This window comes from Sphingobium sp. WR1 (assembly GCF_059693745.1).
Genome location: NZ_JCATID010000001.1, coordinates 211,160 through 224,265 on the forward strand (window position 1 = coordinate 211,160; position 13,106 = coordinate 224,265).

Annotated in this window: 14 protein-coding genes; 12 read left to right on the forward strand and 2 right to left on the reverse strand. The window is 65.6% G+C overall.

The window, feature by feature from the left end; all coding sequences use genetic code 11:
* The first annotated feature begins 70 nt into the window (after positions 1-70).
* The 9 genes from AC58EF_RS01085 (at position 71) to AC58EF_RS01125 (ending at position 10,090) form a co-directional block, all read left to right on the forward strand.
* Positions 71-919 (forward strand): TorF family putative porin, encoded by an 849-nt coding sequence (locus AC58EF_RS01085; protein WP_497273801.1) that lies wholly within the window; start codon positions 71-73, stop codon positions 917-919.
* Between the two features lie 102 nt (positions 920-1,021).
* Complete coding sequence (gene kdpF / locus AC58EF_RS01090) at positions 1,022-1,111, forward strand: K(+)-transporting ATPase subunit F (protein WP_066860912.1); 90 nt, start codon at positions 1,022-1,024, stop codon at positions 1,109-1,111.
* A 14-nt stretch (positions 1,112-1,125) separates the two neighbouring features.
* The gene (gene kdpA, locus AC58EF_RS01095; RefSeq protein ID WP_497273802.1) at positions 1,126-2,829 is read left to right on the forward strand and encodes a potassium-transporting ATPase subunit KdpA; all 1,704 of its coding nucleotides are present in this window, start codon (positions 1,126-1,128) and stop codon (positions 2,827-2,829) included.
* A 13-nt stretch (positions 2,830-2,842) separates the two neighbouring features.
* Entirely contained in the window at positions 2,843-4,885 is a 2,043-nt protein-coding gene (gene kdpB / locus AC58EF_RS01100) for a potassium-transporting ATPase subunit KdpB (protein ID WP_497273803.1), read from the forward strand.
* 13 nt (positions 4,886-4,898) lie between these two features.
* Positions 4,899-5,489, forward strand: a complete 591-nt coding sequence (gene kdpC, locus AC58EF_RS01105; protein WP_497273804.1) for a potassium-transporting ATPase subunit KdpC — start codon at positions 4,899-4,901, stop codon at positions 5,487-5,489.
* The gene (locus AC58EF_RS01110) at positions 5,486-8,152 is read left to right on the forward strand and encodes a DUF4118 domain-containing protein (RefSeq protein WP_497273805.1); all 2,667 of its coding nucleotides are present in this window, start codon (positions 5,486-5,488) and stop codon (positions 8,150-8,152) included. Before kdpC ends, AC58EF_RS01110 begins: the two co-directional genes overlap by 4 nt.
* Positions 8,149-8,838, forward strand: coding sequence for a response regulator (locus AC58EF_RS01115; RefSeq protein WP_497273806.1), 690 nt, complete (start codon positions 8,149-8,151; stop codon positions 8,836-8,838). The genes AC58EF_RS01110 and AC58EF_RS01115 overlap by 4 nt, the downstream gene beginning before the upstream one ends.
* A 105-nt stretch (positions 8,839-8,943) precedes the next feature.
* Positions 8,944-9,252, forward strand: a complete 309-nt coding sequence (locus tag AC58EF_RS01120) for a hypothetical protein (RefSeq protein WP_497273807.1) — start codon at positions 8,944-8,946, stop codon at positions 9,250-9,252.
* A gap of 169 nt (positions 9,253-9,421) precedes the next feature.
* Entirely contained in the window at positions 9,422-10,090 is a 669-nt protein-coding gene (locus AC58EF_RS01125) for a peptidylprolyl isomerase (protein ID WP_497273808.1), read from the forward strand.
* 24 nt (positions 10,091-10,114) lie between these two features.
* Here AC58EF_RS01125 and AC58EF_RS01130 read toward each other — a convergent pair whose 3' ends face one another.
* Complete coding sequence (locus AC58EF_RS01130; RefSeq protein WP_497273809.1) at positions 10,115-10,351, reverse strand: DUF2061 domain-containing protein; 237 nt, start codon at positions 10,349-10,351, stop codon at positions 10,115-10,117.
* A gap of 145 nt (positions 10,352-10,496) precedes the next feature.
* Between AC58EF_RS01130 and AC58EF_RS01135 the strand changes: the two genes are divergently transcribed.
* Entirely contained in the window at positions 10,497-11,237 is a 741-nt protein-coding gene (locus AC58EF_RS01135; protein WP_497273810.1) for a DUF72 domain-containing protein, read from the forward strand.
* 333 nt (positions 11,238-11,570) lie between these two features.
* On the opposite strand, the gene AC58EF_RS01140 is transcribed toward AC58EF_RS01135, so the two are convergent.
* Positions 11,571-11,756, reverse strand: coding sequence for a PspC domain-containing protein (locus AC58EF_RS01140; protein ID WP_179043888.1), 186 nt, complete (start codon positions 11,754-11,756; stop codon positions 11,571-11,573).
* 346 nt (positions 11,757-12,102) lie between these two features.
* Here AC58EF_RS01140 and AC58EF_RS01145 point away from each other — a divergent pair, with 346 nt between their 5' ends.
* A complete protein-coding gene (locus AC58EF_RS01145) occupies positions 12,103-12,495 on the forward strand; it encodes a gamma-glutamylcyclotransferase family protein (RefSeq protein WP_497273811.1) in 393 nt (130 codons plus the stop codon).
* A 235-nt stretch (positions 12,496-12,730) separates the two neighbouring features.
* On the forward strand, positions 12,731-13,060 hold the full coding sequence (locus AC58EF_RS01150) for a hypothetical protein (RefSeq protein ID WP_497273812.1): 330 nt from the start codon (positions 12,731-12,733) through the stop codon (positions 13,058-13,060).
* The last annotated feature ends 46 nt before the right edge of the window (positions 13,061-13,106 follow it).

Genomic DNA, 13,106 nt, shown 5'->3' on the forward strand with positions numbered 1-13,106 from the left:
GGTCGGCAATATCTGAATGGCCTCACGAATCGTGCCGTCGACCGGCGGCGCGTCTGTTGGGGGATATTGCATGATACGTCTACCGGCCCTCGGGGCCGTCTTTTTCCTCGTTGCCCACGTCCCGTCCGCCTTCGCACAGGAGGAGCCGAGCGCGCCCGACATCACAGTCAGCGGATCGGCGACGCTGGCTTCGGACTATCGCTTTCGCGGCGTTTCCCAGACCGACAAGGCGATGGCCGTGCAGGGCGGTCTGACCCTTGCCCATCGCAGCGGCCTCTATGCCGGCGCCTGGGCGTCCAACCTGGCGGGCTGGGGCACGTTCGGGGGCGCCAATATGGAACTGGACCTGATCGCGGGGTACAAGCTGCCGCTGTCCGACAGGGTCGGGCTGGACGTTGGCCTCACCTGGTACATGTATCCGTCCGGCGCCGACAGGACGGACTTCGCCGAACCCTATGCCAAGCTGACCGGCACGGCCGGTCCCGCGACGCTGACGGCGGGCGTCGCCTATGCGCCCCGGCAGGAAGCGCTGGGCCGCTGGTATGCGACCGGCGCGGATGCCGCCGCGGGCGTCTATACCGACCCGGGCGACAAGGAGGATAATCTCTACCTCTGGGGCGATGCCGCCATGCCGATCGTTGGCACGCCGCTGACGGCCAAAGCGCATGTCGGCCACAGCGACGGCAACAAGGGGCTTGGCCCCAACGCGACCAGCGTGGCGCCGACCGGCCGCTACTGGGACTGGTCGCTGGGCATGGATGCAACCTGGCGCAACCTGACCCTGGGCGTCGCCTATGTCGATACCGACATCGGCCGCAGCGAGGCGGCCTATTTGCAACCCGGCTTCAGCAAGGGCCAGGACGGCAGCGGCTCGATCGCCGACGGCAGCCTGGTCGTGGCGCTGACCGCATCATTCTAGGAGACTCATATGCAGGATCTTCTCTGGATCGGCGTCATGGCCGGGCTGCTGGCGGCGACGCTGGCCTATGCCCGTCTGTGCGATGGCGCATGAGGTGCGGCCATGACGATTGACCTCTGGCTCGCGGCGCTGACCGCGCTCGGTCTTCTCCTCTATCTGGTGGCGGTGCTGATCCGCCCCGAACGTTTCTAGAAAGGAGCGGGATGATGACCCTCCAGGGCTGGATTCTGATCCTCCTCTTCGTCGGCCTGCTGCTGGCCCTGACGAAGCCTGTCGGCGCATGGCTGTTCGCGCTCTACGAAGGCCGGCGCACGCCGCTGCACGCCGTGCTGGGGCCGGTGGAAAACGGCTTCTACCGGCTCGCCGGCATCGACCCGGCCGAAGAGCAGAGCTGGCGCCGCTATGCGGTGCACATGCTGCTGTTCAACTTTGCGCTGATGCTCTTCACCTACGCCGTGCTGCGGCTTCAGGGGCTGCTGCCGCTCAATGGCCTTGGCTATGGCGGCGTGGGCGCCGACGGCGCCTTCAACACCGCCGTCAGCTTCACCACCAACACCAACTGGCAATGGTATTCGGGCGAGGCGGCGCTGTCGAACCTTAGCCAGATGCTGGGCCTCACCATCCATAATTTCCTCTCGGCGGCGACCGGCATCGCGCTCGCCTTCGCCTTCTTCCGCGGCTTTGCGCGGCGGGAAATGAAGACGCTGGGCAATTTCTGGGCCGACGTGACGCGCGTGACCCTCTATCTGCTGCTGCCGATCTGTATCGTCTACACGCTGTTCCTGATCGCGTCGGGCGTGCCGCAGACGCTCGCCGCGTCGGTCGACGTGCACACGCTGGAAGGCGTGAAGCAGACGCTGGCGCTGGGACCGGTCGCGTCGCAGGAAGCGATCAAGATGCTGGGCACCAATGGCGGCGGCTTCTTCAACGCCAATAGCGCCCATCCCTTCGAGAATCCCGGCGCGCTCACCAATCTGGTGCAGATGCTGTCGATCTTCGTGATCGGCTTTGGCCTGACCTGGTGCTTCGGCAAGGCGGTGGGCAACCCGCGCCAGGGCTGGGCGATCCTGTCCGCCATGCTGATCCTGTTCCTGGTGGGCGTCACGGTCACTTACTGGCAGGAAGCGGCGGGCAATCCGATCCTGCACGATCTGGGCGTCGCGGGCGGCAATATGGAGGGCAAGGAGGTCCGCTTCGGCATCGCCGCATCGGCCCTGTTTGCGGTGGTCACGACCGCCGCCTCCTGCGGCGCGGTCAATGCGATGCATGACAGCTTCACCGCGCTGGGCGGCATGATCCCGCTGTTCAACATCCAGCTGGGCGAGGTCGTCGTCGGCGGCGTCGGCGCAGGCATATATGGCTTCCTGCTGTTCGCCATCCTCGCCGTCTTCGTCGCGGGGCTGATGGTCGGGCGCACGCCCGAATATGTCGGCAAGAAGATCGAGGCGCGCGAGGTCAAGTTGGCGGTGCTGGCGATCGCCGTCCTGCCGCTCTGCATCCTGGGCTTCACCGCCATCGCCGCGGTGCTGCCCGCCGGCCTGGCGGGGCCGCTCAACAAGGGGGCGCACGGCTTTTCGGAGATACTTTACGCCTTCACCTCCGCGACCGGCAATAATGGCTCCGCCTTCGCTGGTCTGAGCGCGGGCACGCCCTTCTACAACGGCCTGTTGGGGCTGGCGATGTGGCTGGGCCGCTTCTTCGTGATCGTGCCGATGCTGGCGATCGCCGGCAGCCTGGCGGCCAAGAAGCATGTGCCCGAAAGCGCCGGCTCCTTCCCGACGACGGGGCCGCTGTGGATCGGCCTGCTGGTCGGCATCGTGCTGATCGTGGGCGGCCTGACCTTCCTGCCGAGCCTCGCGCTCGGTCCCATCGCCGATCATCTTGCGATGATCCGCGGCCAACTTTCCTGAAAAGGGGCGCCAGATGGCACGCGCTACCAACAAATCCCTGTTCACGGCCGAGCTGATCGTTCCGGCGATCCGCGACGCCTTTCTGAAACTCCATCCCCGCGACCTGGTCCGCAACCCGGTGATGTTCGTCACCGCCTGCGTCGCCCTGCTGATGACGCTTCTGCTCGTCATCGGCAGCGACACGCTGGGCATCGGCTTCAAGCTGCAACTGGTGCTGTGGCTGTGGCTGACCGTGCTGTTCGGCACCTTCGCCGAGGCGCTGGCCGAAGGGCGGGGCAAGGCGCAGGCGGCGTCGCTGCGCGCCACCAAGGCGGAACTCACCGCCCGGCGGGTGAAGAATGGCGGCACCGAGAATGTGCCCGCCAGCCAGCTGCGCGCCGGCGACGTTGTGCTCGTCACCGCGGGAGTGTCCGGTGGCGACCTCATCCCCGCCGACGGCGAGGTGATTGAGGGCGTCGCGTCGGTGAACGAGGCGGCGATCACCGGGGAATCCGCGCCGGTGATCCGCGAGGCCGGCGGCGACCGGTCCGCCGTGACCGCCGGCACCCGCGTCATTTCCGACGAGATCAAGGTGCGCGTCACGGTCGATCCGGGGCAGGGTTTTCTCGACCGGATGATCGCGCTGGTCGAAGGCGCGGAGCGGCAGAAAACGCCCAACGAGATCGCGCTCACCATCCTGCTGGTGGGTCTCACCATCATCTTCCTGATCGCGGTCGGCACGATTCCGGCCTTCGCGGTCTATGCCGGCGGGACCATTCCCGTCGCGATCCTCGCTGCGCTGCTCATCACTCTGATCCCGACGACCATCGCGGCGCTGCTGTCGGCGATCGGCATCGCCGGGATGGACCGGCTGGTACGCTTCAACGTGCTCGCCAAGTCGGGCCGCGCGGTCGAGGCGGCGGGGGATGTCGACGTGCTGCTGCTCGACAAGACCGGCACCATCACCATCGGCGATCGTCAGGCGTCGGAGTTTCGTCCCGTCGGCGGCACGCGGGCCGACCAGCTTGCCGAAGCCGCGCTGCTGGCCAGCCTGGCCGACGAAACACCCGAGGGCCGTTCGGTCGTCCTGCTGGCGCGCGAGCGCTTCCATGTCACGGCCATGACCCTGCCCGACGGCGCCGAAGTCATCCCCTTCACCGCCCAGACCCGCATTTCCGGCGTGCGGATCGGCGAGCGGCTGATCCAGAAGGGCGCGGTCGATTCGATCCTGCGCGCCAATCCGGGGCTGGGCGAAACGGCCGCCGCCACGGAGCTGCGGCGCATGACCGACGAGATCGCCCGCGCCGGCATGACGCCGCTGGCGGTCGCGCAGGACGGCCGGCTGCTGGGCGCGATCGCGCTCAAGGACATCGTCAAGGCCGGCGTGCGCGAACGCTTCGCGGAACTGCGGCGCATGGGCATCCGCACGGTGATGATCACCGGCGACAATCCGCTGACCGCCGCCGCGATCGCGGCCGAGGCGGGCGTCGACGACTTTCTGGCGCAGGCGACGCCGGAGGACAAGCTGGCGCTGATCCGCAGCGAGCAGCAGGGCGGGCGGCTGGTCGCCATGTGCGGCGACGGCACCAACGACGCACCGGCTCTCGCCCAGGCGGACGTCGGCGTGGCGATGAACACCGGCACCCAGGCCGCGCGGGAGGCCGGCAACATGGTCGACCTGGACAGCGATCCGACCAAGCTGATCGAGGTGGTGGGGCTGGGCAAGCAGATGCTGATGACGCGCGGCGCGCTCACCACCTTTTCGGTCGCCAACGACGTCGCCAAATATTTCGCGATCATCCCGGCGATGTTCGTCGCGCTTTATCCGGGGCTTGGCGTGCTGAACGTCATGGGGCTGGGGACGCCGCAGAGCGCGATCCTGTCTGCGATCATCTTCAACGCGCTCATCATTCCGCTGCTGGTGCCGCTGGCGCTGAAGGGCGTTGCCTACCGGCCGATGGGGGCGGGGCCGCTGCTGGCCCGCAACCTCGCCATCTACGGGCTGGGCGGCCTTGTCGCGCCGTTCGTCGGCATCAAGATCATCGACCTGGCCGTCACCGGCCTGGGTCTGGCCTGAAGGAGGCCCCGACATGAGCAAGGATTTCATCACTTCCCTGCGTCCCGCGATCGTCCTGACGATCCTGTTCGCGATCCTGCTGGGCATCGTCTATCCGCTGGCCATGACCGGCATCGGGCAGGCCCTGTTGCCGACGCAAGCCAATGGCAGCCTGATCCGCGACGCCGGTGGCCGCGTGGTCGGGTCGACCGTCATCGGCCAAGCCTTCACATCGGACCGCTATTTCCAGACGCGGCCTTCGGCGGCGGGCAAGGGCTATGACGGCCTTGCCTCCGCCGGCTCCAACCTCGGCCCGGCGGCGCAGGCGCTGACCGACCGGGTCCGGGCCGATGTCGAAAAGCGCCGCGGCGAAGGCGTCACGGGCGCCATTCCGGCCGACCTCGTCACGGCCAGCGGATCGGGTCTCGACCCCGACCTGTCGCCCGCCGCCGCGCTGGCGCAGGTCGCCCGCGTCGCCCGCGCGCGCGGCCTTTCGCCAGCGCAGTTGCGCGATTTGGTGCACCGGCATATCGAACATCCCATGTTCGGCTTTCTGGGCGAGGATCATGTGAACATACTGGCACTCAACCGACAGCTTGACCGGCTGCCCAGCCAGGCCCCTTGAGCGAGCGCGACCGCCCCGATCCCGAAGCCTTCCTGCGCGCCGCCGCGCAGGAAGGTCGCGGCCGGCTCAAGATTTTCCTCGGCGCCGCGCCGGGCGTCGGCAAGACCTATGAAATGCTGGTGCAGGGCGCCGCGCGACAGAAGGCCGGGGCCGATGTCGTCGTCGGCGTGGTCGAAACCCATGGCCGGATCGAGACGCAGGCGCTGACCCATGGCCTGGAAATCCTGCCGCGCCGGTCGATCACCTATCAGGGTCATGTCCTGACCGAAATGGACATCGACGCGCTGCTGGAGCGCCGCCCTGCGCTCGCGCTCGTCGACGAGCTGGCGCATACCAACGCGCCGCAGAGCCGGCACCCCAAACGCTATCAGGATGTGGAGGAACTGCTCGATGCGGGGATCGACGTCTATTCCACGCTCAACATCCAGCATGTCGAAAGCCTGAACGACGTCGTCGCCTCCTTCACCCGCGTCCGGGTGCGCGAAACCGTGCCCGACAGCATATTGGAACAGGCGGAAATCGAGGTCGTCGACATTCCTCCGGCCGAACTGATCGAGCGGCTGAAGGAAGGGAAGGTCTATCTGCCGCAGGAGGCGACGCGCGCGCTCGCCCATTTCTTTTCCAAGACCAACCTGTCCGCCCTGCGCGAACTGGCGCTGCGCCGCGCGGCGCAGGCGGTGGACGTGCAGATGCTGGAGGATCTGCGCGCGCAGGCGCTGGGCGGCACATGGGCGGGCGGCGAGCGCATTCTCGTCGCGGTCAGCGAATTGCCGGGCGCCGAGGAGCTGGTCCGCGCGGGGAAGCGGATTTCCGACGCGGCGCGCGCGCAATGGAGCGCGGTTCATATCGAAACCCCGCGCGCGCAGCGATTTGACGAAGCGGAGCGGCGGCGCGTGGCGGCTGCGCTCAATCTGGCCTCCAGCCTGGGCGCGACGGTGGCGACGGTGCCGGCCGCATCGGTGATCGAAGGCCTCAAAAGCTATACGGTCGAGGCGCGCACGACCCAGCTGGTGGTCGGCAAGTCGACCCGGTCGCGCTGGTTCGAATGGCGTCACGGATCGGTGGTCGATCGTCTGGTGCGCGAAACGCCGGGCGTCGCCGTCCATGTCCTGCCGCTTGAGGGGAAACGCCCCGGCTTCCGGCTCCCGGCGATGCGGCGGGGCGACTGGGGAACGCCGTCCGGCTATGCATGGGCGACCCTGCTGGTCGCCCTCGTCACCATGTTCGGATCGGGGCTTTTCCATATATTGGATCTGGGCAATGTCGGCCTGCTCTATCTCGTGCCGGTCATGGTGGCGGCCAGCCTGTTCGGTCTGCGCACCGCGCTGTTCGCCGGCTTCGCGTCCAGCCTTGCCTATAATTTCTTCTTCCTGCCGCCGACGGGGACGCTGACCGTCAGCAATCCCGAGAATATCGTGTCCATATTCGTGCTGCTGGGCGTCGCCATCGTCACCAGCCAGCTGACGTCGCGGGTGCGCGCCCAGGCGGACATGGCGGCGACGAGCGCGCGCATGAATGCGGCGCTGGCCGGCTATCTGAGGCGGCTGACGGCGCTGGGCAGCATCGATGCGGTGATGAATGCGGCCTGCCACGAAATGGCGCGGCTTCTCAGCCTGCGCGTGGTGATCCTGGAACGGAGCGAGACCGGACTTTCGGTGCAGGCCGCGAGCGAGGCGGATGTCCGCATGGAGACGATGGAACTGGCCGCCGCGCAATGGGTGTGGGACACCGGGCAGGCGGCCGGGCGGGGGACGGGCAGCCTGACGGCGTCCGACTGGCAGTTCCAGCCGTTGAAGGCGGGCGATCGGGTCATGGCGGTGCTTGGCCTGGCGCGCGACGATGGGCGCGATCCGATCCGGTCGGATCAGTTGGCGCTGCTGGGCAGTCTGCTGGAACAGACGTCGCTGGCGCTGGAGCGGCTGCGCCTTGAAATGGAGATGCGCGATGTCGACAAGGTTCGCGAGCGGGACCGGTTGCGCGCGGCGCTGCTCTCGTCGGTCAGCCACGATCTGCGCACGCCGCTGACGTCGGTGTTGGGCGCGGCGGCGGAATTGCGCAAGCGGATCGACGATCCGCTGCTCGACACGATCGAGAGCGAGGCCGTGCGGCTCAACCGCTTCGTCGCCAATCTGCTCGACATGGCCCGCGTCGAGGCCGGGGCGCTGCGGCTCCATGTCGAGCCGGTCGACCTGACCGACGCCGTCAGCGCGGCGGTGCACGACACGCGCCGGTCGCTGGAGGGGCATCCGATCCGGCTGGACGTACTGCCCAGCCTGCCGCTGGTGAAGGTCGATGCGCAGCTTTTCCATCATTGCCTGCTCAATCTGCTCGACAATGCCGGCCGCTATGGGGACGCCGGAACCCCGATTACCATCCGCGCCGAACGCGTCTATGGCGAACTGATCCTGTCGGTGCTGGACGAAGGGCCGGGCCTGCCGCCGGGCAAGGAGCAGCAGGTGTTCGAGACGTTCCGCCGGCTCGAAGGATCGGACCGGTCGGTGAGCGGCACGGGCCTTGGCCTTGCCATCGTCAAGGGTTTTGCCGAGGGCATGGGGATGACGGTGCGCGCGGCGAACCGGGAGGACGGGACCGGCGCCGCCTTCAGCATCCATTTTCCCGACGCCCTGCTGGTGACGGGGACAGATATTGAGGGCGATCTATGAGCGGGCAGGCGATCCTTGTCGTCGATGACGAAATCCATATCCGCCGACTGCTGCAAGGCACGCTGGCGCGGGCGGGCTATCAGATGATGGAGGCGACCACCGCCGCCGAGGCGCTGGCGGCGGCGCGGCGGGACAGGCCGGATGCGATCCTGCTCGATCTGGGTCTGCCGGACCGGGACGGGCTGGAAATCATCCAGCTGCTCCGCGCCATCACACCCGCGCCGATCATCGTCGTTTCGGCGCGCGAGGCCACCGACCAGAAGGTCGCCGCGCTCGATCTGGGCGCGCATGACTATGTGACCAAGCCGTTCGACAGCGAGGAAGTGCTCGCCCGCCTGCGCGCCTCGCTACGCGACCGTATCGAGGCGCAGGGCGCGCCGCCGGTGGTGCGGTCTGGCGCGGTCGTCATCGACCTGGCCAACCGGCACGTCACCCGCGACGGTGAGCAGGTGCATCTGACGCGCAAGGAATATGACGTGCTGGGCGAACTGGCCGCCCATCCGGGCCGCGTGGTGACGCACCAGAAGATATTGCAGGCCGCCTGGCCGCTGGAGCATGACCGGCGGATCGATTATCTGCGCATCGTCGTGCGGAACCTGCGCCAGAAGCTGGAGGCCGAACCGGCTAGTCCGTCGCTGATCGTCAATGAACTGGGCATCGGATACCGGCTGATCGCGGGGGGCTGAGGGTCGGGATCGCCGCTATGAAAATACTATGGGGAAGGCGGCTTTGCCGTCTCGAATCCCTATGCGCCGATCGATAGATGAAGGGCCGCCACGAAGGAGGGCGGCATGTCGGATCGCGGAAAATCTCTGGCGCAGGATCTGGGCCTGCGGGCGTTCGGGATGATCGTCCTCATGACGGGGGACGGCGCCATCACCCATCTCTATCGGCTGATGCACCTGATGCAGGGGCATGAGGCGACGCCGGTCGAATTTCTGTTCGGCGCCGCCGGCTTTATGGGCCTGAGCGCGGGGGCCGGGCTGCTTGTGCTGGGCCGTCATATTTTCGATCCGGTGTGCATTTCCGCACGCTGGGTCGAACGGAGCGAGCCGGAGGCTTCACCGACCATGGCGGCGGCAGAGAAGTGGCAGGCCTGATCGCCGCGGTTGCGCCACGCGCGCAGCGCCATTAGAGCCTGTTCAATCTAATCGGAACAGGCTCTATATTCTTTTGTTTCCCGCGATTTCTGAGTCGTCAGATGTTCCATCTGACTTGAAATCGCTCTAGGGCTGCCATTTCCTTTTCGGATCGAGTGCCCGCCCGTTCATGCGTCGCCTGCTATTCCTGCTTTCCCTCTTGTCCGGTCTTGCGACGCAATCCGCCTTCGCCCTTCCCGCCAACAAGCCGACGGCCGGCTATACCCGCGTCGCGATCGAAACGTCGGTGGGCAGGATCATCGTCGCGGTCGACCAGAAGCGCGCGCCGCGCACCTCGGCCAATTTCCTGACCTATGTCGATGACGGGCGGTTCGACGGCGTCACCTTCTACCGCGCGGCGCGGCGCAAGAGCGATCCGAAATATGGGCTGATCCAGGGCGGGATCGATACCGATGCGCGCCGGTCGCTGCCGCCCATTCCGCATGAGCCGACGACCCGGACCGGGATCAGGCACCTGGACGCTACCCTGTCCATGGCGCGGCCCAACCGGCCCAATTCGGCGATGGGCAATTTCTTCATCACCATTGGTCCCACGCCCAATATGGACGCGCGGGGCGACTATATCGGCTATGCCGCCTTCGGCCATGTCGTGGCGGGGATGGATGTGGTGAAGAAGATTCTGGCCGTGCCGACCTGCTGCGGGTCGGGTCCGATGCGCGGCCAGTTGATCGTCAAGCCCATCGCCATCCTGCGCGCGAAGCGGCTGGACGGCGCGCCCCGGCCCTCGCGCGGGGTCAAGCCCTGGCTGATCGGCCTGAACAGGAAGACAGCGAAATAGACAATCGCCAGTGAAGAACGGTCATCAGGCGAACGCTGCCTGATCCCGCAGCCAGGCGCGCCCGCTGCCCCTGGGCGGCCGCGCCTGAACCTTCTTCCAGGCCTGTTCGTGGAAGAAGAAGGCGACGGCATTGATCATCGGTTCGATCAGCGCGATGCCGCCCGCCAGCGCGACTGACCCCGTCATCAGATAGGCGACGGTGAAGCCGACGGTCAGGTGGATGGTCAGGTAAGTCCCGGTCTTGATGAGGTCGAGCGACATGCGGCGTCTCCTTGTTGCGCCCATAATTAAGAATGATTCGCAATAATCGCCAATGGCTTTTTCCGCTGGCTCTGATCGGCCAGACCTATCAGAAATGGCCCAGTCAGAAGGGGGCGATCAGGGTGGTGTGCGAAGGAGAGGCGGCATGACGGGACGGATCAGGGTGGGCATTGGCGGCTGGGTCTATGAGCCATGGCGCGGCAGCTTCTATCCGCAGGGGCTGCGGCAGAGGGACGAACTGGCCTATGTCGGCGAACATCTGACCGCGACGGAGATCAACGCGACCTATTATAGCAGCCAGAAGCCCGCGACCTTCGCCGGCTGGGCGAAGGCGGTGCCGGATGGATTCCAGTTCGCGGTCAAGGCGTCACGCTATTGCACGAACCGGAAAGTCCTTGCCGAGGCAGGGGAATCGGTCGCCAAATTCACCGGGCAGGGCATCGCCGAACTGGGCGATCGGCTGGGACCGATCCTCTGGCAGTTTATGGCGACCAAGACGTTCGATCCCGACGATTTCGGGGCGTTCCTGAAGCTGCTGCCGACCAGCGTCGACGGCGTGCCTCTGCGCCATGCGCTGGAGGTGCGGCATGAAAGTTTCGACGACCCGGCTTTCCTCGCTTTGGCGCGCGCGGCCGGGGCGGCCGTGGTGTTCGCCGATCATGCGGACTATCCGGCGATCGCCGGTCATGATGTCGGCTTTTCCTATATGCGGCTGATGCGCACGAAGGCGGACGAGCCGACCGGCTACGCCGTCGCCGATATCGCGCGCTGGGCCGATCGGGCGAAGGCACAGGCGAAACAGGGCGATGTCTTCACCTTCTACATCAGCGGCGCGAAGGAACGGAACCCGGCCGCGGCGCAGGCGATGATCGTGGCTTTGGGGTAACGGGGCTGTTGCATTTGATGCAATCGGCAAGCCGCGCTTTGCGATTGTTACAACAATATGACAGGCCTAAGGGCGCACATCCCTCATGTCGGGGGATTGATTCTTGCAACTATGGAGCAAGCTATGCGTCAGATGTTTCAGGGCACCGTGCTGGCCGTTGCGGTCGGCGTGCAGATGCTGACTTTCTATTCGGTGCTTTATGCCTGATCGCGGTCTGTCCGCGATCTTTATCCCGGTGCACCGGGATACCAAAAGGCCGCTCCTGGGTTAACCAGGGCGGCCTTTTTACTTTGGGACGACTTGGGATCGACGTGGCCGAGGGCCGGTGAGGCATCAGCCTTCCGCCAGCCAGCCGGCGAGCAGATAGGCCACGACACCGATCGGTCCCAGCGCGCAGAGCGTCAGCAGGACCAGCGCGACGCGGATCAGCGTGACGTCCAGACCGGTGCGGTTGGCGATACCCGCGCACACGCCCATGATCTTGCCGTTGCGACGGTCGAGGGTGAAGCTGTTGTTCATGAGTCTGGCCTTCTGCTTGGATTATTTTGCCTTGAGGAGGTGGAGCCGATCAGGCGATCGGCACCACCGGGACAGCCGCGCCCACGAACAGGCTGGCGAAGATGACGGCGCCGACGAGGGCGAAGGCGGCGTTCTGGAACTTGGCGATGGACATGATATGCACTCCCTGGCTTGTGTCGGCCGGACCATCCGGCCTTGATGTCAGGTGACATGCAGGGGGTGTGCCAATTTCGGTTTTTGGCGGGAATCTGCGGGTTTTTACAGGATTGCGCGAGATGATGTGCGTGGAAAATTCTGCCTATTGGGAAATATCACCGCAACTTGGTGAAAATATCTAAGGCCCATGATGGGTGAGGCTTTTCTTTTCGTCTATGGCACGCTGCGCGCCGGTTTCGATGGCCCGATGGCGCGCCGCTTGCGCGCGGAGGCGCTGCATATCGGACCGGCCTGGGCCAAGGGGGCGCTTTATCGGGTCGCCGATTATCCGGGTTTCGTGCCGGGGGACGAAGGGCGGGTCATGGGCGATCTGTTCGCCCTGACCGACGCCGAAGCGACTCTCGCCTGGCTCGACCTGTATGAAGAATGCGCCCCGCATTACCCCGCGCCGCACGAATATCGGCGGGAACGGCTCATGGTCGAGGGGCCGGAAGGGCCGATCGAGGCCTGGGCCTATATCTATGCGCGCGACGAAACGGGGCGGGGGCGGATTGCGGGCGGGGATTTTCTCTCGGGCGGTTAAAGGGTCGGCGGCGGACGGGCAGTTTCGACCCTTGCAGCCTCTCACGATTTCATGGATCACCCCCCAAAGGCAGACATGAAAGCGGTGAAGAATGAGGTTCGCTATCGTATCCTACCCCACGATACTAAGCGCCTTGGTTGCTGCGTTGGCAGGCTGTTCCGAAGGGAAACACCCTTTTCGCATGGTCCAGCTTTGTCTTGCTGGTCCACAGGAAATTCCGGCCTTTACCAGCTTCATGAACGAAATCGCGCAATCATATCGAATGGAGTTTTTTGATCGCAGCGGCCAGACGCACGACGAATTGCAGTCGCTTGCATCAGATAACAAAAATACACCCGTAAATGGCCGTGCTGTGAATATCGGAGCAGAAAGAGGAAATGAAATTAGCTTTGGCGCTGGCAATCTAGGACTGCCTACTAATCAGATTGCAATAGGTTTTAACGGTGATGACCTTAATGAAGCCAAGGCATTCTCGGACGTTGCCGTGGAAAGGCTATCCACAAAATGGCGCATCCATGAAGTGCCGCAAGGGCGTGGCGCTTTGCCCCTAACTGGCTGCGATTAGCCGAATGTCGGCTTTGCTCGTCTCAATGCCGAAAGCCGCCATTCCG